At 70.4% G+C, this 19,562-nt stretch carries 20 protein-coding genes; 11 read left to right on the top strand and 9 right to left on the bottom strand.

Translation table 11 applies throughout. The features are described from left to right. Positions 1-79: 79 nt before the first annotated feature. Positions 80-520 (bottom strand): methylmalonyl-CoA epimerase, encoded by a 441-nt coding sequence (gene mce / locus TNCT1_RS00170; protein WP_143626833.1) that lies wholly within the window; start codon positions 518-520, stop codon positions 80-82. A gap of 149 nt (positions 521-669) precedes the next feature. Between mce and TNCT1_RS00165 the strand changes: the two genes are divergently transcribed. Together TNCT1_RS00165 and meaB are read left to right on the top strand one after the other, a co-directional pair. Continuing rightward, positions 670-1,878, top strand: coding sequence for an acetyl-CoA C-acetyltransferase (locus TNCT1_RS00165; protein WP_143626831.1), 1,209 nt, complete (start codon positions 670-672; stop codon positions 1,876-1,878). 38 nt (positions 1,879-1,916) lie between these two features. Continuing rightward, positions 1,917-2,873, top strand: a complete 957-nt coding sequence (gene meaB / locus TNCT1_RS00160; protein WP_143626829.1) for a methylmalonyl Co-A mutase-associated GTPase MeaB — start codon at positions 1,917-1,919, stop codon at positions 2,871-2,873. Between the two features lie 61 nt (positions 2,874-2,934). Here meaB and TNCT1_RS00155 read toward each other — a convergent pair whose 3' ends face one another. The 4 genes from TNCT1_RS00155 to TNCT1_RS00140 all read right to left on the bottom strand — a co-directional run bounded on the left by TNCT1_RS00155 (position 2,935) and on the right by TNCT1_RS00140 (position 5,593). Then, positions 2,935-3,411 carry a MarR family winged helix-turn-helix transcriptional regulator gene (locus tag TNCT1_RS00155; protein ID WP_143626827.1) on the bottom strand — a complete coding sequence of 159 codons (477 nt, stop codon included), beginning with the start codon at positions 3,409-3,411 and terminating at the stop codon, positions 2,935-2,937. 94 nt (positions 3,412-3,505) lie between these two features. Next, complete coding sequence (locus tag TNCT1_RS00150; RefSeq protein ID WP_143626825.1) at positions 3,506-4,312, bottom strand: AIM24 family protein; 807 nt, start codon at positions 4,310-4,312, stop codon at positions 3,506-3,508. Further along, positions 4,309-4,959, bottom strand: a complete 651-nt coding sequence (locus TNCT1_RS00145) for an AIM24 family protein (RefSeq protein WP_143626823.1) — start codon at positions 4,957-4,959, stop codon at positions 4,309-4,311. The genes TNCT1_RS00150 and TNCT1_RS00145 overlap by 4 nt, the downstream gene beginning before the upstream one ends. 1 nt (position 4,960) lies before the next feature. Beyond that, complete coding sequence (locus tag TNCT1_RS00140) at positions 4,961-5,593, bottom strand: AIM24 family protein (protein ID WP_143628228.1); 633 nt, start codon at positions 5,591-5,593, stop codon at positions 4,961-4,963. Positions 5,594-5,763: 170 nt separating this feature from the next. On the opposite strand from TNCT1_RS00140, the gene TNCT1_RS00135 reads away from it, so the two are divergent. From TNCT1_RS00135 to TNCT1_RS00115, 5 genes are all read left to right on the top strand, one after another. After that, on the top strand, positions 5,764-6,108 hold the full coding sequence (locus TNCT1_RS00135; protein WP_143626821.1) for a DUF3817 domain-containing protein: 345 nt from the start codon (positions 5,764-5,766) through the stop codon (positions 6,106-6,108). Then, positions 6,105-6,398, top strand: coding sequence for an MTH1187 family thiamine-binding protein (locus TNCT1_RS00130; protein WP_143626819.1), 294 nt, complete (start codon positions 6,105-6,107; stop codon positions 6,396-6,398). Before TNCT1_RS00135 ends, TNCT1_RS00130 begins: the two co-directional genes overlap by 4 nt. 83 nt (positions 6,399-6,481) lie before the next feature. After that, positions 6,482-6,991 carry a MarR family winged helix-turn-helix transcriptional regulator gene (locus TNCT1_RS00125; protein WP_143626818.1) on the top strand — a complete coding sequence of 170 codons (510 nt, stop codon included), beginning with the start codon at positions 6,482-6,484 and terminating at the stop codon, positions 6,989-6,991. Between the two features lie 43 nt (positions 6,992-7,034). Then, complete coding sequence (locus tag TNCT1_RS00120; RefSeq protein ID WP_143626816.1) at positions 7,035-7,373, top strand: DUF3817 domain-containing protein; 339 nt, start codon at positions 7,035-7,037, stop codon at positions 7,371-7,373. 135 nt (positions 7,374-7,508) lie between these two features. After that, positions 7,509-9,209 carry a methylmalonyl-CoA mutase gene (locus TNCT1_RS00115; RefSeq protein WP_143626814.1) on the top strand — a complete coding sequence of 567 codons (1,701 nt, stop codon included), beginning with the start codon at positions 7,509-7,511 and terminating at the stop codon, positions 9,207-9,209. Between the two features lie 233 nt (positions 9,210-9,442). Here the strand turns inward: TNCT1_RS00115 and TNCT1_RS00110 are convergent, their stop codons facing one another. Then, positions 9,443-10,075 (bottom strand): TetR/AcrR family transcriptional regulator, encoded by a 633-nt coding sequence (locus TNCT1_RS00110; protein ID WP_143626812.1) that lies wholly within the window; start codon positions 10,073-10,075, stop codon positions 9,443-9,445. Positions 10,076-10,285: 210 nt separating this feature from the next. On the opposite strand from TNCT1_RS00110, the gene TNCT1_RS00105 reads away from it, so the two are divergent. The 4 genes from TNCT1_RS00105 to TNCT1_RS00085 all read left to right on the top strand — a co-directional run bounded on the left by TNCT1_RS00105 (position 10,286) and on the right by TNCT1_RS00085 (position 14,545). Further along, positions 10,286-11,257, top strand: coding sequence for a tetratricopeptide repeat protein (locus TNCT1_RS00105; protein WP_143626810.1), 972 nt, complete (start codon positions 10,286-10,288; stop codon positions 11,255-11,257). 622 nt (positions 11,258-11,879) lie between these two features. Next, complete coding sequence (locus TNCT1_RS00095) at positions 11,880-12,530, top strand: DUF6230 family protein (RefSeq protein WP_143626808.1); 651 nt, start codon at positions 11,880-11,882, stop codon at positions 12,528-12,530. A 118-nt stretch (positions 12,531-12,648) separates the two neighbouring features. After that, on the top strand, positions 12,649-13,206 hold the full coding sequence (locus TNCT1_RS00090) for a DUF6114 domain-containing protein (protein ID WP_143626806.1): 558 nt from the start codon (positions 12,649-12,651) through the stop codon (positions 13,204-13,206). Continuing rightward, the gene (locus TNCT1_RS00085) at positions 13,196-14,545 is read left to right on the top strand and encodes a hypothetical protein (RefSeq protein ID WP_174266082.1); all 1,350 of its coding nucleotides are present in this window, start codon (positions 13,196-13,198) and stop codon (positions 14,543-14,545) included. The genes TNCT1_RS00090 and TNCT1_RS00085 overlap by 11 nt, the downstream gene beginning before the upstream one ends. Before the next feature lie 95 nt (positions 14,546-14,640). Here the strand turns inward: TNCT1_RS00085 and pyk are convergent, their stop codons facing one another. From pyk to pta, 3 genes are all read right to left on the bottom strand, one after another. Continuing rightward, on the bottom strand, positions 14,641-16,068 hold the full coding sequence (gene pyk / locus TNCT1_RS00080) for a pyruvate kinase (protein WP_143626802.1): 1,428 nt from the start codon (positions 16,066-16,068) through the stop codon (positions 14,641-14,643). Between the two features lie 99 nt (positions 16,069-16,167). Then, positions 16,168-17,379: an acetate kinase gene (locus TNCT1_RS00075; RefSeq protein ID WP_143626800.1), complete on the bottom strand. Its 1,212-nt coding sequence runs from the start codon at positions 17,377-17,379 to the stop codon at positions 16,168-16,170. After that, positions 17,376-19,466 (bottom strand): phosphate acetyltransferase, encoded by a 2,091-nt coding sequence (gene pta, locus TNCT1_RS00070; RefSeq protein ID WP_143626798.1) that lies wholly within the window; start codon positions 19,464-19,466, stop codon positions 17,376-17,378. The genes TNCT1_RS00075 and pta overlap by 4 nt, the downstream gene beginning before the upstream one ends. Positions 19,467-19,562 lie beyond the last annotated feature (96 nt).

The following is a 19,562-nucleotide window of genomic DNA, read 5'->3' as shown; positions in this document are numbered from 1 at the left end:
GAAACCCGGACCCCGGCATGCGGCCGCCCCGGTTCTGAGGACGACCGCCCCCAACCCTACCGGCCCATATGTACGAGGGTCAGTGCTCAGGTGACTCAACTGGGGCCGAAGTGACCAGTTCTGTCAGGACACCGTGGCAATCCTTCGGGTGCAGGAAGGTGATCCGCGAGCCCATGGAGCCCCGCCGCGGCTCGTCGTACAGGACCCGTACGCCCTTGCCCCGGACGGACTCGGCGTCCGCGTCGACGTCCGCCGTGCCGAAGGCGATGTGGTGCACGCCCTCGCCGTTCTTCGCCAGCCACTTGCCGACCGCGGAGTCCTCGCGGGTCGGTTCGAGGAGCTGGAGGTAGGAGGCGCCGCCGTCGGACGTCTCGTTGATCTTGAGCATGGCCTCGCGCACGCCCTGTTCCTCGTTGACCTCGGTGTGGAACACCTCGAAGCCGTACGTGGACCGGTAGAACTCGACAGTGGCGTCGAGGTCGTGGCAGGCGATCCCGATGTGGTCGATTCGCGTCAGCATGGATTCAGTGCAACCCCACCGGCGTGGTTACGCAACGTGCGCGCGATCACACCGACGGGCCGATGACGGCACGGAGTGCCGCTCAGTACATTCGAAGTAAACCCTCGTTCACTCCTCGGCTGTGCAGGCCGGTAAGGGGATCGCAGCTCATGTCTTCTGGAACACCCGGTACGACCAGCTCGGTGATCGTCGCGGGCGCGCGTACGCCCATGGGGCGGCTGCTGGGCTCGCTGAAGTCCTTCTCGGGAGCCGACCTCGGCGGCTTCGCGATCAAGGCCGCCCTCGACCGTGCGGGGATCGGCGGCGACCAGGTCCAGTACGTGATCATGGGTCAGGTGCTGCAGGCCGGCGCGGGGCAGATCCCGGCCCGCCAGGCCGCGGTCAAGGCCGGCATCCCGATGAGCGTCCCCGCGCTCACCGTCAACAAGGTGTGCCTGTCGGGTCTGGACGCGATCGCGCTCGCGGACCAGCTCATCCGAGCGGGTGAGTTCGACATCGTGGTGGCCGGCGGCCAGGAGTCCATGACCAACGCCCCGCACCTGCTGCCGAAGTCCCGCGAGGGCTACAAGTACGGCGCCGTCGAGCTGCTGGACGCCATGGCGTACGACGGCCTGACCGACTCCTTCGAGAACATCGCCATGGGCGAGTCCACGGAGAAGCACAACACCCGCCTGGGCATCAAGCGCCCGGAGCAGGACGAGATCGCCGCCCTGTCCCACCAGCGGGCCGCCGCCGCGCAGAAGAACGGCATCTTCGAGGCCGAGATCACCCCGGTCGAGATCCCGCAGCGCAAGGGCGAGCCGGTCCTCTTCAGCAAGGACGAGGGCATCCGCGGCGACACCACCGCCGAGTCGCTGGGCAAGCTGCGGCCGGCCTTCACCAGGGACGGCACGATCACCGCCGGGTCCTCCTCGCAGATCTCGGACGGCGCCGCCGCCGTGGTCGTGATGAGCAAGGCCAAGGCCGAGGAGCTGGGCCTGGAGTGGCTCGCCGAGATCGGCGCGCACGGCAATGTGGCCGGTCCGGACAACTCCCTGCAGTCCCAGCCGTCCAACGCCATCCAGCACGCCCTGAAGAAGGAGGGCCTGGAGGTCTCGGACCTCGACCTCATCGAGATCAACGAGGCCTTCGCGGCGGTCGCGGTCCAGTCAATGAAGGACCTGGGCGTTTCCACGGAAAAGGTGAACGTCAACGGCGGCGCGATCGCGCTGGGTCACCCGATCGGCATGTCCGGCGCCCGGCTCGTGCTGCACTTGGCGCTGGAACTCAAGCGCCGGGGCGGCGGTGTCGGCGCGGCCGCGCTGTGCGGTGGCGGCGGCCAGGGCGACGCCCTGATCGTGCGGGTTCCGAAGGCCTGATTCCCCCCGTTGTGTCGTGAAGTGAACGGAGCTGTTTGATGCAGGACGTCTCCTCTCTGGTGGCCCAGGCCAGGGAAGGCCGGCCGCGGGCCGTGGCCCGGCTGATCTCCCTGGTGGAGGGGGCGTCCCCGCAGCTCAGGGAGGTCATGGCCGCACTCGCCCCGCTGACCGGCAACGCCTATGTGGTGGGCCTGACCGGCTCGCCCGGCGTCGGCAAGTCGACCTCCACCTCCGCCCTCGTCACGGCCTACCGCAAGCAGGGCAGGCGGGTCGGCGTCCTGGCCGTCGACCCCTCGTCGCCCTTCTCCGGGGGCGCCCTGCTGGGCGACCGCGTCCGGATGTCGGACCACGCCTCGGACCCGGGTGTCTACATCCGCTCGATGGCCACCCGAGGCCACCTGGGCGGCCTGGCCTGGGCGGCGCCCCAGGCGATCCGGGTCCTGGACGCGGCGGGCTGCGACGTGATCCTGGTGGAGACGGTCGGGGTCGGCCAGTCCGAGGTGGAGATCGCCTCCCAGGCGGACACCTCGGTGGTGCTGCTGGCCCCGGGCATGGGCGACGGCATCCAGGCGGCGAAGGCCGGCATCCTGGAGATCGGCGACGTCTACGTGGTCAACAAGGCCGACCGTGACGGCGCCGACGCGACGGCCCGCGAACTGAACCACATGCTGGGCCTGGGCGAGGCCCGCGGGCCCGGTGACTGGCGTCCGCCCATCGTCAAGACGGTCGCGGCCCGCGCCGAGGGCGTGGACGAGGTGGTGGAGGCCCTGGAGAAGCACCGGGCCTGGATGGAGGAGCACGGCGTCCTCGCCGAGCGCCGCAGGGCACGCGCGGCCCGCGAGGTGGAGACCATCGCGGTCACGGCGCTTCGCGAGCGCATCGGGGACCTGCACGGCGACCGCCGGCTCAGCGCCCTCGCCGAGCGCATCGTGGCGGGCGACCTCGACCCCTACCGCGCGGCGGACGAGCTGGTGGCGGGACTGACGGAGAGCTGACCGCAAAACGCCCGCAGGCGGCCTCCGGGGCGCGGCCCGCGCCCCGGGACCCCCGCCTGCGTCAGGGGCGCCCCCGCTGCCCCCTCAGGTGCTCGGCGATCGGCCTGAGCGCCTTGTCCAGCTCGGTCAGCGCGTCCGGCGACAGCAGGTCTATGAAGTGCCTGCGCACCGACGCCACGTGGTACGGAGCGACCTTCCGCATGGTCTCCATGCCGTGGTCCGTCAGCACCGCGTAGAGCCCGCGCCGGTCGGACTCGCAGTTCTCGCGCCGCACCAGGTTCGCGTTCTCCATCCGCGTGATCTGGTGCGAGAGCCGGCTCTTCGACTGCATCGTGGCGGACGCCAGATCGCTCATGCGCATCCGCACATCGTCCGACTCCGACAGATTCACGAGAATCTCGTAGTCGTTCATCGTCAGGCCGAACGGCTGCAGATCTCTTTCGAGCTGGTACGTCAACAGCCTGTTGACCTCCAGGTGGGTGCGCCAGGCGCACTGCTCCGCATCGGTCAGCCAGCGCGTGGCCGTCTCGGTCTCCATGAATGAAGTCTACCTAAGAAGTTGAATGACGAACTACTTCGGATGGTGTGACGGTGCGCACGCGTTCGAGCCGTCACACTCCGCAGACTACCGCTCACAGCCCGAAGCGACGCTGGAGGTCCCCGAGCTGTCCGGGAAGGCGCGGTGTGCCCGCCGATTGCGGACCGTGTCCACCCGGTGCCGCTCCGCCACCGCCGGGAACGCCCGGTTCCGGCGGAACCGCCCCGGTCGACTGCTCCGCCATCAGCGTCTCACTCGACTGGAGCAGGACCGTCCCGGCGCCGACGAACTCGAACTGGTGCTCCTCACCGGAAGCCCCGCCCAGGCCCGTCATCGCACGTAGACCGCCCATCACACCCGTCAGATACCCGTGGTCGTAGTGATGACACGGTGACGGGCAGTCGGCCCACCCGACCAGCGCCTGGGGGTCCACCCGGATCGGGGGTTCCATGAACACCACCGGACCGTTAGATGCGGCCACGAACTTTCCGGTTCCGATGAGTGTCAGAAAACCCGGCACGATCGACTGTTTGAGCGCGAGACTTGGCTGAAAAGCAAGCAGATTGCCCGCGCGAATGGTCAAGTTCCCGTCGTCCAGGTCGAAGGAGTTGACGTCGAAGGCCCGGTCGGCCAGCAGCATCTTCCCCGAGCCGGCCGCCACGACCCAGTCGCTCGCGTGCAGTGGCGAATGGAACGACGTGCGGACGAGCCGGTCGAGCCGGCCGTGCCCGATGCCGTTGAACTCGATCGCCCCGTAGTAGGCGATCATCTTCCCCTTCTGCAGGAACCACTCCCCGCCCTTGAGCTCGACGCAGAACGTGTACTTGTTCACGTTGTCGTCGGCGGGCAGGGTCGCCGGGTCGTGCACCACCGGGCCGCCGGGTGCTCCGTACGCGCTCACAGCTTCTCCTCCGAGGCCTGGACGTAGACCGTGCCGCTGCCGCTCAGCTCCAGCTGGAACGCCTCGCCGGAGCCGCGGCCCACCATGTCGCGCCAGCCGAGCGCGGTGGACAGCCGGTTGCGCACGTCGCCGTGGTGGGCGACGTAGGCCTGCGGGTCCACGTGCACCGGGCGCTGCGGGGTGATGGGGATCTCGAAGACGCCGCCGTGCGCCATCACGGCCACCGCGCCCTGGCCCTGGAGGGTGGTGGTGAACAGGCCCTGTCCGGTGACCTGGCCCCGCACCAGGCCCATCACCCCGCCCTGGGACCCCATGAACATCGTGCCCTGGCGGAGCGTGCCCTCGAAGGCGAGCAGCCGGTCGGCCTCCACGTAGAGGGTGTCGCCGGTGAGGGTGATGACGTGGACGTGGTGGCCGCCGTGCCCGAAGAAGACCGTGCCGCTGCCCTCGACGGACATCAGCGGGGTCGCCTCGCCGGCCACCCGGCGCCCGATCATGGACATCAGCCCGCCCTGGCCCCCCTGGACGCTGGGCGTGAAGGACACCTCGCCCCGGTAGGCGAGCATCGCCCCGCGCTGGCTGAACAGCCGCCGGCCGGGCAGCACGGTGGCCTCGACCATCTTGTCGTTGATCTCCCGGAAGGTCATCTCACAGGTCCCCCGCGATCGTGTTGCGCTCGCTCGGCTGGACGTAGACCAGGCCGTCGCCCTCGAAGCGGATCTGGAAGGCCTCGCCGCCGCCCTCCCCGAAGAGGGTGCGGAACGTCACACCGGACTGGAAGCTCTGCCGCACGTCGCCCTGGTGGGCGATGTAGGCGCCCGGGTCGACGGTCAGCGGGTACTGCGGGCTGACCCGGAGGACCACCGCCGGGCCGTCCGACATGATGGCCGCCTGCCCGTGGCCCTCCACGGTCGTCGTGAACAGCCCGTTGCCCTGCGAGGCGCCGCGCAGCCCGGTGAACGTCGTGCCCGTGCGCAGCCCCGCGTCGGTCGCCAGCAGATTGCTCGACTCGACCCAGAGCTTGTCACCCTGCAGGCGTACCAGGTTGATCTCCGCGGCCCGGTCCGCGAACCAGCAGGTCCCCTGCCCTCTCACCTCCATCACCGTCATCTGCTCGCCGGTGAGCCGCCGGGTCACCATCCCGCGCAGCCCCTCGCCGCCGCCGCTCAGCTTCTTGAAGGCCATCTGCCCGTCGTACGCGACCATCGAGCCGTTCTTCGCCTTGACGGCGTCCCCGGTCATGTCGACGGCGAGCACCTTGCTTCCCTGAAGTCGGAACATCGCCACGCAGGGAAACTAGCGGCGAGCCGGGTGGAGGGAACAGGGCCCGGGGGTGGAGAAACGACCCTGAACGCACCCCTAGGGCCGTCGTTTGCCAGAATGGACCGCAGCTTGTGCGTGTGTTCACAAAGCAGCCGGCCCGTCGTCGCAACTCCCACCGAAGGTGATCCGTGGACATCAAGACCGCCTCCGCCCTCCGCCGTCTCCGCCTGGTCTCCGCACCGGAGGCCGTGTCCTTCCTGGTCCTGCTCGTCTGCTCGGTGCTGAAGCGGACCACGGACTTCAACGCGGTGCCCGTGATGGGCGCGGTGCACGGCGTGCTGTTCGTCCTGTACGTGCTCTTCTGGGCGGACGCCTGGAACCGCGCCAAGTGGGGCTTCGGCACCGCCGCCCTCTACTTCGTCCTCTCCGTGCTGCCCACCGGCGGCTTCTTCGCGGAGCGCAGGCTGCGCCGCGAGGCCGAGAACGCCGTCATCGCCGCCCGCGCCCGCAAGGAAGGGGTCGTGAACGCATGATCGTCGCCTTCTCCGTGACGCCCCTCGGCGTCGGCGAGGACGTGGGGGAGTACGTCGCCGACGCCGTCCGCGTGGTCCGCGAGTCCGGGCTGCCCAACCGCACCGACGCCATGTTCACCTCGGTCGAGGGGGAGTGGGACGAGGTCATGGACGTCGTCCGGCGGGCCGTCGCCGCGGTGGAGGCGCGGGCGCCGCGCGTCTCGCTCGTCCTCAAGGCGGACATCCGGCCCGGTGTGACCGACGGCCTCACCGCCAAGGTGGAGACCGTGGAACGGCACCTGGCGGGCTGATCCGTCCCGCGCCCCGGCCCCCGGGTGACCGAAAGCCGAGACGGAGCTGACCGGCATATGACCGGCCGGTAGGGTCTGCTGACGTGCCCAAGCCTCTCAGCCTCCCCTTCGACCCCATCGCACGCGCCGACGAGCTCTGGAAGCAGCGCTGGGGGAACGTGCCCGCGATGGCCGCGATCACCTCGATCATGCGGGCGCAGCAGATCCTGCTGGCCGAGGTCGACGCGGTGGTCAAGCCCTACGGGCTGACCTTCGCGCGCTACGAGGCGCTGGTGCTGCTCACCTTCTCCAAGGCCGGTGAGCTGCCGATGTCCAAGATCGGCGAGCGGCTGATGGTGCACCCCACCTCGGTGACGAACACCGTGGACCGGCTCGTCAGGTCCGGTCTGGTGGCCAAGCGGCCCAACCCCAACGACGGCCGCGGCACGCTCGCCGTCATCACGGAGAAGGGCCGCGAGGTGGTCGACGCGGCCACCCGCGACCTGATGGCGATGGACTTCGGCCTCGGCGCCTACGACGCCGAGGAGTGCGCGGAGATCTTCGCCATGCTGCGCCCGCTGCGGATCGCGGCGCACGACTTCGACGAGGGGTGACCCGGGGCAAGATCTCCCACAACGGGCGGTTACGCTCGACGGCATGAAGAAGAGCGTGCTGACCCGCTACCGCGTCCTGGCCTACGTCACCGGTGTGCTGCTGGTGCTGCTGTGCCTGAGCATGATCGCGAAGTACGGGCTGGACATGGACGGTGCCGCCGACGTCACCCGGGTCGTCGCCATCGCGCACGGCTGGCTGTATGTCGTCTACCTGGTCTTCGCCTTCGACCTGGGCTCCAAGGCGAAGTGGCCGGTCGGCAAGCAGCTCTGGGTGCTGCTCGCGGGCACGATCCCGACGGCCGCCTTCTTCGTCGAGCGCCGGATCAGCCGCGAGCTGGACGGCAAGGTCGCGGGCCGGACCCCGGCCGTCGCCAAGGCCTAGCCGAGGATCTCGGGTACGGAGTCTGCGGCCCAGGGTCTGCGAACACCGCCGTACGGCACCCGTACGGCGGTCTTCTCCCGGTCGTGACACGGTTGGCATCGACATTTACTAGGACGTCCAAGTAAATTCGATGGTATGGACGCTCACGCCATCGAGGAAGGCCGCCGGCGCTGGCAGGCCCGTTACGACGCCGCGCGCAAGCGCGACGCAGACTTCACCACGCTCTCCGGCGATCCCGTGGAGCCGGTGTACGGACCCCGGCACGGGGACGCGTACGAGGGATTCGAGCGGATCGGGTGGCCGGGGGAGTACCCCTTCACGCGCGGGCTCCACCCGACCGGCTACCGCGGGCGCACCTGGACGATCCGGCAGTTCGCCGGGTTCGGCAACGCCGAGCAGACCAACGAGCGCTACAAGATGATCCTCGCCGCGGGCGGCGGCGGCCTGTCCGTGGCCTTCGACATGCCGACGCTCATGGGGCGCGACTCCGACGACCCGCGCTCGCTCGGTGAGGTCGGGCACTGCGGCGTGGCCATCGACTCGGCCGCCGACATGGAGGTCCTGTTCAAGGACATCCCGCTCGGGGACGTCACCACCTCCATGACCATCAGCGGGCCCGCGGTGCCCGTCTTCTGCATGTACCTGGTCGCCGCCGAGCGGCAGGGCGTCGCCCCGTCGGTCCTCAACGGCACGCTGCAGACCGACATCTTCAAGGAGTACATCGCGCAGAAGGAGTGGCTCTTCCAGCCGGAGCCCCATCTGCGTCTGATCGGCGACCTGATGGAGTACTGCGCGGCCGGCATCCCCGCCTACAAGCCGCTGTCCGTCTCCGGCTACCACATCCGCGAGGCCGGGGCCACGGCCGCGCAGGAGCTGGCCTACACGCTCGCCGACGGCTTCGGCTACGTCGAGCTGGGCCTCAGCCGCGGCCTCGACGTGGACGTCTTCGCGCCCGGCCTGTCCTTCTTCTTCGACGCGCACGTCGACTTCTTCGAGGAGATCGCCAAGTTCCGCGCGGCCCGGCGGATCTGGGCCCGGTGGATGCGGGACGTGTACGGCGCGAAGAGCGAGAAGGCGCAGTGGCTGCGGTTCCACACGCAGACCGCGGGCGTCTCGCTGACCGCCCAGCAGCCGTACAACAACGTGGTGCGCACCGCCGTGGAGGCGCTGGCCGCCGTGCTCGGCGGCACCAACTCCCTGCACACCAACGCGCTGGACGAGACGCTGGCGCTGCCCAGCGAGCAGGCCGCCGAGATCGCGCTGCGCACCCAGCAGGTGCTGATGGAGGAGACCGGCGTCGCCAACGTGGCCGACCCGCTGGGCGGCTCCTGGTACGTGGAGCAGCTCACGGACCGGATCGAGGCGGACGCGGAGAAGATCTTCGAGCAGATCAAGGAGCGCGGGCTCAGGGCTCACCCGGACGGGCGGCACCCGATCGGGCCGATCACCTCCGGGATCCTGCGCGGGATCGAGGACGGCTGGTTCACCGGCGAGATCGCCGAGTCCGCGTTCCGCTACCAGCAGGCGCTGGAGAAGGGCGAGAAGCGGGTCGTGGGCGTCAACGTCGCCACCGGATCGGTGACCGGGGACCTGGAGATCCTGCGGGTCAGTCACGAGGTGGAGCGGGAGCAGGTCCGCGTCCTGGGCGAGCGGAAGACGGCGCGCGACGAGGCCGCGGTGCGCTCCGCGCTGGACGCGATGCTGTCGGCCGCGCGCTCCGGGGCCAACATGATCGAGCCGATGCTGGACGCCGTACGGGCGGAGGCGACCCTCGGCGAGATCTGCGGCGTGCTGCGGGACGAGTGGGGGGTGTACACGGAACCGGCGGGGTTCTAGCCGCCCGCAGCGGCTGACGCCCGCCGCGGCCGCCGCCCGCTGCGGGCGTCAGCCGGGGGCCGGGAGCCGGGTCCTCCCGCCGTCCGGCGGACCGGCCCACCGCGCCGACGGTTCGGCCCGGTCCGCCTCGGTGGTCCGGCCCGGTCTGCCCCAGTGGGCCCGGCCGGGTACGCCCATGCGGGACGGCTTGGTCCGCCTCGGCGGTTCGGCCCGGTCCGCCCCGGCGGTACGGCCTAAGCCGTGCCGCCGTCCGGCTGGGCGGTCAGGCCGAGCAGCAGCACCCGGGTGAAGCCGTGCACCCAGGCCTGGTCCGCCGGCTTGCCGCTCACCAGGGTGCGGTGCACCACCGCGCCCGCCACCATGTCGAAGATCAGGTCCACCGTGCGGGACGACTCCGTCGGATCCGGCTCGGGCGGGAGCTCGCCGCGCCGCTGGGCCCGGGCGCGGCCCTCCAGGACCAGGCGCATCTGCCGGTCCACGATCGAGGCGCGGATCCGCTCGCGCAGCGCGTCGTCCCGGGTCGCCTCCGCGACCACCGCCATCAGGCCACTTCTGGCCTCCGGGCGGGCCAGGATCGCCGCGAACTGCAGGACCACGCCCTCGATGTCGGCGGCCAGGCTGCCGCGGTCGGGCAGTTCCAGCTCGTCGAACAGCTCCGCGACCGCGTCCACCACCAGTTCGTTCTTGCCCGCCCAGCGCCGGTAGAGCGTCGTCTTGGCGACCCCGGCCCGCAGGGCCACGTCGCTGAGGGCCAGCTTCGACCAGCCCAGCTCCACCAGTGCCTCCCGTGTGGCGGCCAGGATCGCGGCGTCCGCGGCGGCGCTGCGCGGACGTCCGGTACGGCTGGCGGTACGGCGGCTCTGCATGCCCCGACCATAACCGGCGGAAACTGTGCGGTCGTGAGGGAGATCACCGGTGACCGGTGTCGCGGGGCTCGTGCGGGGCATTACGCTACGGGTCGTAGCGAAAGCTCGTGAGGGACGTACACGGGCGACTGTCACCGGCGTGGGGTGGGGACCCGGCGCCGGGCACACCGCTTTTTTCTTTCAGGCGCCGGGACAGGGGAGGATAGACGCATGCAGCCACGGAACATGTCCATGAGCGGCGTCGTCGACCTCGCCGCGGTGAAGGCGGCCCAGGAGGCCAAGGCCAAGGCCGAGCAGACGCGCGCCGAAGCCGCCCGGCAGGGCGGCGCGGGGGCCGTCTCCCCGGCCGACCTCGTCATCGACGTCGATGAGGCGGGATTCGAGCGGGATGTCCTGCAGCGGTCCGCCGAAGTGCCGGTCGTCATCGACTTCTGGGCCGAGTGGTGTCAGCCCTGCAAGCAGCTGAGCCCGGTCCTGGAGCGACTGGCGGTCGAGTACAACGGGCGCTTCCTGCTCGCCAAGATCGACGTCGACGCCAACCAGATGCTGATGCAGCAGTTCGGGGTCCAGGGGATCCCGGCCGTCTTCGCCGTCGTGGCGGGGCAGGCGCTGCCCCTCTTCCAGGGCGCCGCCGGCGAACAGCAGATCCGCCAGACCCTCGACCAGCTGGTGCAGGTCGCCGAGGAACGCTTCGGCCTCACCGGCCTGACCGTCGACCCGGACGCCGCGCCCGGCGCCGCCGTGCCGCAGGAGGCGCCGGCCGGACCGTACGACGCGCTGCTGGAGGCCGCCGTACAGGCGCTGGACGCGGGGGACCTGGGCGGCGCCGTCCAGGCGTACCGGAACGTGCTGAGCGACGACCCGGGCAACATGGAGGCCAAACTCGGCCTCGCGCAGGCCGAGTTGCTGCAGCGGGTGCAGGACATGGACCCGCAGCTGGTGCGCAAGGAGGCCGCCGAGAAGCCGGGCGACGTGGACGCGCAGATCGCGGCCGCCGACCTGGACCTCGTCGGCGGGCACGTCGACGACGCCTTCGGGCGGCTCATCGACGCCGTGCGGCGCACGGCGGGCGAGGACCGGGACGCGGTGCGCCGCCGGCTGCTGGAGCTGTTCGAGGTCGTGGGGCCGGAGGACCCGCGCGTGGTCGGGGCCCGACGGGCCCTCGCCCGGGCTCTGTTCTGACCAGTCGCTAAACGCCGCGGCGTGTGATGCCGGGGTGAAAACTTTGCCGACGAGGCGTCAGGGCGGTCGCACTTTGCCAAAACTTGGCAATTGCGGCCGCTGTTACTCCGAGTAAATCGCAGCCGTTGATCTGTCTGGATTCGTCCAAGGATCAACGGCTTTGCTCTGCCCTCGGCTGCCACCCAGCGTCGCCCTTCGGGACCGCTGGGTCGTTGTTCGGTTATCCGGCCGTTACTAGCGAGTAACGAACCCCCTTGTGCCGGGGCCGAGAATGCACCACGATCGGCGACGCTCGGTCCATTCCCGTACCCCCGGCAGCCGGCCGGGTCGAGGGAGACTCTGGGTCCCCACCGAGCAGAGCCGGCGGCAGTGGCGCCGGCTCTAGGACAGGGGGGTCTTCGCCGTACGGCGAAGCCTGTCCAGAAGGTTGTGCGTGATGCGTGTCAGGCGCGACCAGTGGTTGTCGCTCGGGGGTGATCGCCGGTGGTTCGGGCGCGGTTCGTGCCTGATGAGTACGGGCGCTCTCCTTTCCGAGGACGTAGCACTTCTCCCATCCCTGCCCGGCCGAGCCGCCGATAGGGGCGAGCCGGGCCAGGAGATGTACGTCCGAGAAGGAGGAAATATGGAGTCCCAGGTGCGTGGCGGGACCAGATGGAAGCGGTTCGCTGTGGTCATGGTGCCCAGCGTCGCCGCCACGGCAGCGATAGGTGTCGCCCTGGCGCAGGGTGCCCTCGCTGCTTCGTTCAGCGTTTCGGGCCAGTCGTTCAAGGTGACGGCGAAGTCGCTCCACGGCGAGGGCTTCTCGCAGTACGGAGCGCTCGACGACGGCTACACCCTGACCGGTGACAAGACGCAGCACCCGGTCGCGGTCTCGGCCTTCAAGTCGGCCACGATCCAGAAGATGTGCCAGTCGGTCGTCAGCCCCATCCCGGGCTTCGGGAACGTCACGCTCCGCCTGGAGGCGGGTGACAGCTCCGACAAGGACAAGCAGGTCCAGGCCGACCGTCTGTACATCGACGTCGAGGACCTGCAGACCGACGCCGTCTTCCACAACATCGACATCGGTGTTGCCGCCAAGGACGCGAGCAAGGGTCCGGGCATGAAGGGCAACGGCGAGCAGGCCAACCCGTTCGGCTTCGCCCAGCAGGCGGACTCGGCGGACCTGACCGACGTGAGGCAGACGGCGTGGGCGACCACCGCCGGAACCTTCAAGCTCAGCGGTCTGCACATGTCGCTGCACAAGGGCAGCGGCGCGGGCGTCGAGTGCTACTGAGCACTCACTGAACGGGCGGGGGAGCCGATGGCGCCCCCGCCCGTCCACACTCCGGCCGCGTGTTCACACGCGGCACACATCACCACCACAGCAACGCCGCACCAGGGAGCTGTTTTCCATGAGCGCCGAGACTCCTGCCGCCGAACCCGGCGAGTTCACCCGCCGCAGGCTGCAGTTCCGCGCCTGGCGGGGCACCCGGCCGTTCTGGGCCGGCCTCTTCGTCCTGCTCAGCGGCTTTCCGATCATGTACTTCCCGTACGCCCATCTCCAGGTCGGTCACCTGACCCTGGCGATGTCGACGACCGCGGGCGCCGGGTCGCTGATCATCGGAGTGCTGCTGGTCGTCCTCGGCATCAGCCTCTGGTTCCAGAAGCACGTACGGACCTTCGCGGGCGTCGCCGCGATCCTGCTCGGGCTGGTGTCCCTGCCCGTGTCCAACTTCGGCGGCTTCATCGTCGGCTTCCTGCTCGCGCTCGTCGGCGGTGCCATGGCCGTGTCCTGGGTGCCGGGCTCGCCGGCCGCGCAGGAGGGCGCTGAGGGCCCCGGCACGGGGCGGTCGGACACCCCCGGGTCCTGGCTGGACAAGACGCCGGAGGCGGGCGCCGTGCACGAGTCGAACGACCTGTCAGGAACGAGCCCGGCCAACGGGGCGAACGGGAGGCACAGTGCCGGCTGACGAGGTGACCCACGGGGCCGATGTGGACGGATCCCGTGCGAGAACCGGTCCCCGCCACGCGGCACCCAGGCGGCCGCTGTTCACCAGGTTCCATATGCCCGCCGGCAAGGCGATCGCCTCCGTGGCGATGCCCACCGCCGTCATCGTGGGGATGGGCTTCACATCGACGCTCGCCCTCGCCGACAACAACGGCACGGCGACCTCCAACAGCCAGAAGGCCGCGGAGTACCAGGACTGCGTCGACGCGCTGAAGGACTCCGGGAAGGCCTCGGCCTCGCCGTCGCCGTCCGCGAGCGAGTCCACCGGCGAGGCGACGCCGGCCCCCACGGCCTCCGCCGAGGCCAAGGACGACGGCACGCCGGACCCGGGCCGGACCTCCTCGCCGGATTCAGGTTCCGACGAGAAGCCCGCGCCCGAGCCCACGGCGACGTCCGGCTCCTCCGGCTCGGGTTCGGACTCCGGGTCCGGCGGCGGCACGGCGACGCCGGACCCGTCGGCGTCCGCGTCGGCGACCAAGAGCACCGGCGGTGTGCTGGGCACGCTCGGCGACACGCTCGGTGACCTCCTCACCGGCGGCAAGACGGACTCCGGCACGTCCGCGAGCCCGGAGCCGTCGCCGTCCCCGTCGGCCGGCTCCTCCTCGGGCACCGAGGGCGGCGCGGCCGGCACGGTCAAGGACACCGTCGAGAAGACGACCAAGACCGTCACGGACACGGTCACGGGCACCGTCAAGGACACCACCGGCAAGGTCTCCGAGACCGCCGGGGACGCCGCCAAGACGGTCGAGGACACCACGAAGGCGGCCGGGGACGCGGCCGGGTCGGCGACGCCCAGCCCGTCCGCGAGCGCCACGACGTCCCCCGAGGACTGCCCGGCGGCCACCGACGCCGAGAGCGGCGTCGACAACAAGGTGCCGGTGGCGGACGACCCCTGGTACCTGGACGCCAGCTCGCTGACGCTGAAGGGCGCCGACTACAAGGGCATCGTCGAGGTCAAGACGGCCAACGGCACCACCAAGAAGGTGCTGAAGTACGTCATCTCGGGCGGCACGGACATCGGCGACCTGCACCAGACGGTGAAGGACAAGCAGGCCGGCAAGACGTACCACGTGCAGGCGGCCAAGGGCTCGACGTCCACCATCACCGGCGGCGACACGGTGATGTACACCGAGAGCATCTCCGGCAACCTGCTGGGGCTGATCCCGGTCACGTTCAGCCCGGACAGCCCGCCGCCGCTGAACATCCCGCTGATCTACTTCACCAAGGTGCACGTGGTCCAGGCGGCCCAGTTCGGCGGCGACCTGCACGTGCCCGGCATGCACCTGTACACCACCGACTGAGCGTCCCCACGAGCCCGTTCGGGAGCCGCGCACAGAGCTGAGGGCGCCCCCTGTCACAGGGGGCGCCCTCAGTGCGTGCCGAGGCCCTAGGCCCGTCAGTCGTTCTTGCCGCCCAGGTGGTGCACCCGGACCATGTTGGTGGTGCCGGGGACGCCGGGGGGCGAGCCGGCGGTGATGATCACCGTGTCACCGGGGTTGAAGCGGTGCAGCTTTGCCAGCTCCTGGTCCACCATGTCGACCATCTCGTCGGTGCTGTTGACGAACGGCACGATGTGGGACTCCACGCCCCAGCTCAGGGTGAGCTGGTTGCGGGTGCCCTCGTCGGTGGTGAAGGCCAGGATCGGCTGGGCCGCGCGGTAGCGGGACAGCCGGCGGGCGGTGTCACCGGACTTGGTGAAGGCGATCAGGCCCTTGCCGCCGAGGAAGTCGGCGATCTCGGCGGCGGCACGGGCGACCGAGCCGCCCTGCGTGCGCGGCTTCTTGCCGGGGACGAGCGGCTGCAGGCCCTTGGAGAGCAGTTCCTCCTCGGCCGCGGTGACGATCTTCGACATCGTCTTGACCGTCTCGACCGGGTAGGCGCCCACCGAGGACTCCGCCGACAGCATGACCGCGTCCGCGCCGTCCAGGATCGCGTTGGCCACGTCGGAGGCCTCGGCGCGGGTCGGACGGGAGTTGGTGATCATCGACTCCATCATCTGGGTCGCCACGATCACCGGCTTGGCGTTGCGCCGGCACAGCTCGATCAGGCGCTTCTGCACCATGGGGACCTTCTCGAGCGGGTACTCCACGGCCAGGTCGCCGCGGGCCACCATCACGCCGTCGAACGCCATCACGACGTCCGTCATGTTCTCGACCGCCTGCGGCTTCTCCACCTTGGCGATCACCGGGACCCGGCGGCCCTCCTCGTCCATCACCCGGTGCACGTCGTGCACGTCCTTGGCGTCCCGGACGAAGGAGAGGGCGACCATGTCGCAGCCCATGCGAAGGGCGAAGCGCAGGTCGTCGACGTCCTTCTCGGACAGCGCGGGCACGTTCACCGCGGTGCCGGGCAGGTTGATGCCCTTGTGGTCGGAGACCACGCCGCCCTCGATGACGATCGTCCGCACCCGGGGGCCCTCGACGTCCAGGACCTTCAGCTCGACGTTGCCGTCGTTGATCAGGATCTGGTCGCCGCGCGAGACGTCGCCCGGCAGGCCCTTGTAGGTCGTTCCGCAGATCTGCTTGTCGCCCGGGACGTCCTCGGTGGTGATGACGAACTCGTCACCCCGCTCGAGTTCGACCGGGCCCTCGGCGAAGGTCTCCAGGCGGATCTTCGGGCCCTGCAGGTCGGCGAGTACGCCGATGGCCCGGCCGGTCTCCTTGGACGCGGCCCGGACGCGGTCGTACCGCGCCTGGTGCTCGGCGTGGGAGCCGTGGCTGAAGTTGAAACGGGCCACGTTCATACCCGCCTCGATCATGGCGACGAGCATCTCGTGGGAGTCGACCGCGGGGCCGAGAGTACAGACGATTTTCGAACGGCGCATGGGGCGATCCTATCGGTTTGTTTCGCTGCGGAATATTCCGTCTGGCGGAAGATACAAATGGGCGGTCATGCGCTCAGGCGTGTTACTCCGGTGTATTGCTCAGCTCTTCTTTCCGACCAGTTCGTAGGTCTGCGTCGCGATCTCCAGTTCCTCGTCGGTCGGCACCACCGCGACCGCCACCCGGGCGGACGCGGGCGAGATCAGCCGCGGTTCCCGGCCGCGCGCCGCGTTCAGCCCGCCGTCGACCACCAGGCCCAGCGGTTCGAGTCCGGCGATCGCGGCCTCGCGCACCGCCGCCGCGTTCTCGCCGACCCCGGCCGTGAACGCCACCGCGTCCACCCGGCCGAGCACCGCGAAATAGGCGCCGATGTACTTCTTGAGCCGGTGAATGTAAATGTCGAAGGCGAGGGCGGCCTCTTCGTCGCCCTCGTCGACCCGCCGGCGGATCTCCCGCATGTCATTGTCCCCGCACAGGCCGAACAGACCGCTCCTCTTGTTGAGAAGACCGTCGATCTCGTCCATGGACATTCCGCCGACGCGGGCCAAATGGAAGATGACCGCCGGATCAAGGTCACCGGATCGCGTACCCATCACCAGCCCCTCCAAAGGCGTGAGCCCCATCGAGGTGTCCACGCAGCGGCCCTTCTCGACGGCGGACGCGGAGGCGCCGTTGCCCAGGTGCAGCACGATGACGTTCACCTCCGAGGGGTCCTTGCCCAGCAGCTTCGCGGTCCGGCGGGAGACGTAGGCGTGCGAGGTGCCGTGGAACCCGTAGCGGCGGATGCGGTGCCGGTCCGCGATCCTCGGGTCGATCGCGTAGCGCGCCGCGGACTCCGGCATCGTCGTGTGGAAGGCGGTGTCGAAGACCGCCACCTGGGGCAGGTCCGGGCGCAGCGCCTTCGCGGTGCGGACGCCGGTGAGGTTGGCCGGGTTGTGCAGCGGCGCGACCGGGATCAGCCGCTCGATCTCGGTGAGCACCGCGTCGTCGATCAGGGTCGGCTCGGTGAAGAACATCCCGCCGTGCACCACACGGTGCCCGATCGCGGCCAGCTCGGGCGAGTCCAGGCCCACGCCGTCCCGGGCCAGCTCCCCGGCCACGGCCTTCAGCGCCGCGTCGTGGTCGGCGATCGGCCCGTCCTGCTCGCGGGTCTCGCCGCTCATGACGCAGGTGTGCTCCAGCCGCGAGGTCTGCTCGCCGATCCGCTCGACAAGACCCACCGCCAGCCGGCTGCTGTCCCGCATGTCCAGGAGCTGGTACTTCACCGACGAGGAGCCGGAGTTGAGGACGAGGACTCGGGTCGGGGTGGTCACAGCTCGGCCGCCTTCTCGCTGGGGGTCTGGGCCTGGATCGCCGTGATGGCGACGGTGTTGACGATGTCCTGGACGAGCGCGCCCCGGGACAGGTCGTTGACCGGCTTGCGCAGGCCCTGCAGCACCGGGCCGACCGCGACGGCGCCGGCCGAGCGCTGCACGGCCTTGTAGGTGTTGTTGCCGGTGTTCAGGTCGGGGAAGATCAGCACGGTGGCCTGCCCGGCGACCTCCGAGCCGGGCAGCTTGGTGGCGGCCACGGACGGCTCCACGGCCGCGTCGTACTGGATCGGCCCCTCGATCTTCAGGTCCGGGCGCCGCGCCCGCGCCAGCTCGGTTGCCTGGCGCACCTTGTCCACGTCGGCGCCCGAGCCGGAGGTGCCCGTGGAGTACGACAGCATCGCGATCCTCGGCTCCACCCCGAACCGCGCGGCGGTGACCGCCGACTGGACGGCGATGTCCGCGAGCTGCTCGGCGTCCGGGTCGGGGTTGACCGCGCAGTCGCCGTAGACCAGCACCTTGTCGGCCAGGCACATGAAGAAGACCGAGGAGACGATCGAGGACTCCGGCGTCGTCTTGATGATCTCGAACGCCGGCCGGATGGTGGCGGCGGTGGAGTGCACCGAGCCGGACACCATGCCGTCGGCCAGGCCCTCCTGCACCATCAGGGTGCCGAAGTAGTTGACGTCCGACACGACGTCGTAGGCCAGCTCCACGGTCACGCCGCGGTGGGCGCGCAACTGGGCGTACCGCTCGGCGAACGCGTCGCGCAGCTCGGAGGTGGCCGGGTCGATCACCTGGCTGTCGCCCAGGTCGATGCCCAGGTCGGCCGCCTTCTTGCGGATCGCGTCGGCCGGGCCGAGCAGGGTCAGGTCGCACACGCCCCGGCGCAGCAGCACCTCGGCCGCGTGCAGCACCCGCTCCTCGGACCCCTCCGGCAGCACGACCCGGCGCCGGTCTGCGCGGGCCTGCTCCAGCAGCTTGTGCTCGAACATCATCGGGGTCACCCGGTCGCTGCTCGGGGCCGAGACGCGGCGCGCGAGGTCCGCGCTGTCCGCGTACCGCTCGAACAGGCCGAGCGCGGTCTCCGCCTTGCGCGGGGTGGCCGCGGTCATCTTGCCCTCCATCGAGAACAGCCGCTCGGCGGTGGGGAAGCTGTTGCCGGCCACGCAGAGCACCGGGGTGCCCGGGGCGAGCCGGGCGGCCAGCGTGAGGATCTCCTGGCTCGGCACCTCGTTCAGGGTGAGCAGCACCCCGGCTATCGGTGGGGTCCCGGCGCTGTGCGCGGCCAGCGAGCCGACGACCAGGTCGGCGCGGTCGCCCGGGGTCACCACCAGGCAGCCCGGGGTCAGCGCGGTGAGGAGGTTGGGCAGCATCGCGCCGCCGAACACGAAGTCCAGCGCGTCCCGGGCCAGCCCGGAGTCGTCGCCGAGCAGCACCCGGGCGTCGAGGGCCTGGGCGATCTGCGCGACCGTGGGCGCGGACAGCGCGGGTTCGTCGGGCAGCACGTACACGGGCACCGGAAGCCGGTCCGCGAGCCGCCGCGCGATCTCGTCGCGGTCCTCGCGGTCCACCCGGTTGGCGACCATGGCGAGCACGTCGCAGCCGAGCCCGTCGTACGCCCGGAACGCGTTGCGGATCTCCGCGCGCACCGAGTCGGCGGGCTGCCCGCGGCCGCCCACCACCGGGAGCACGGACGCGCCGAACTCGTTGGCCAGGCGGGCGTTCAGGGAGAGTTCGTCGGGGAGCTGGGTGGCGGCGAAGTCGGTGCCGAGGACCAGGACGACGTCGTAGTCACGGGCCACCAGGTGGAAGCGGTCGACCAGGGTGGAGACCAGTTCGTCGGTGCCCTGCTCGGCCTGGAGCGCGGACGCCTCGACGTAGTCCATGCCGTAGACGGTGGCCGGGTCCTGCGAGAGCCGGTAGCGCGAGCGCAGCAGCTCGAACATGCGGTCGGGTCCGTCGTGGACGAGTGGCCGGAACACGCCCACCCGGTCCACCTGCCGGGTCAGCAGCTCCATGACCCCCAGTTCGACCACCTGGCGGCCGTCGCCGCGGTCGATGCCGGTCACGTACACGCTGCGCGTCACGTGTGCACTCCGTTCTTCCGTCTCGTCGTCCCGCCGGTCTCTTCCGTGGCACAAAAATCGCCCGCCCGGCTGGGCGGAACCCTCTTGACAATACCC

The organism is Streptomyces sp. 1-11 (assembly GCF_007176755.1).
GTDB lineage: Bacteria > Actinomycetota > Actinomycetes > Streptomycetales > Streptomycetaceae > Streptomyces.
The sequence above is the reverse complement of the archived record's forward strand: the minus strand, read 5'-3'. Positions and strand labels throughout refer to the sequence as shown.

Excerpts from the sequence above, each read along its gene's own strand:
- mce (WP_143626833.1), bottom strand. The coding sequence starts at position 520 with ATGCTGACGCGAATCGACCACATCGGGATCGCCTGCCACGACCTCGAC.
- TNCT1_RS00165 (WP_143626831.1), top strand. The coding sequence starts at position 670 with ATGTCTTCTGGAACACCCGGTACGACCAGCTCGGTGATCGTCGCGGGC.
- meaB (WP_143626829.1), top strand. The coding sequence starts at position 1,917 with ATGCAGGACGTCTCCTCTCTGGTGGCCCAGGCCAGGGAAGGCCGGCCG.
- TNCT1_RS00155 (WP_143626827.1), bottom strand. The coding sequence starts at position 3,411 with ATGGAGACCGAGACGGCCACGCGCTGGCTGACCGATGCGGAGCAGTGC.
- TNCT1_RS00145 (WP_143626823.1), bottom strand. The coding sequence starts at position 4,959 with ATGACCTTCCGGGAGATCAACGACAAGATGGTCGAGGCCACCGTGCTG.
- TNCT1_RS00140 (WP_143628228.1), bottom strand. The coding sequence starts at position 5,593 with ATGTTCCGACTTCAGGGAAGCAAGGTGCTCGCCGTCGACATGACCGGG.
- TNCT1_RS00130 (WP_143626819.1), top strand. The coding sequence starts at position 6,105 with ATGATCGTCGCCTTCTCCGTGACGCCCCTCGGCGTCGGCGAGGACGTG.
- TNCT1_RS00120 (WP_143626816.1), top strand. The coding sequence starts at position 7,035 with ATGAAGAAGAGCGTGCTGACCCGCTACCGCGTCCTGGCCTACGTCACC.
- TNCT1_RS00115 (WP_143626814.1), top strand. The coding sequence starts at position 7,509 with ATGGACGCTCACGCCATCGAGGAAGGCCGCCGGCGCTGGCAGGCCCGT.
- TNCT1_RS00110 (WP_143626812.1), bottom strand. The coding sequence starts at position 10,075 with ATGCAGAGCCGCCGTACCGCCAGCCGTACCGGACGTCCGCGCAGCGCC.
- TNCT1_RS00105 (WP_143626810.1), top strand. The coding sequence starts at position 10,286 with ATGCAGCCACGGAACATGTCCATGAGCGGCGTCGTCGACCTCGCCGCG.
- TNCT1_RS00095 (WP_143626808.1), top strand. The coding sequence starts at position 11,880 with ATGGAGTCCCAGGTGCGTGGCGGGACCAGATGGAAGCGGTTCGCTGTG.
- TNCT1_RS00090 (WP_143626806.1), top strand. The coding sequence starts at position 12,649 with ATGAGCGCCGAGACTCCTGCCGCCGAACCCGGCGAGTTCACCCGCCGC.
- pyk (WP_143626802.1), bottom strand. The coding sequence starts at position 16,068 with ATGCGCCGTTCGAAAATCGTCTGTACTCTCGGCCCCGCGGTCGACTCC.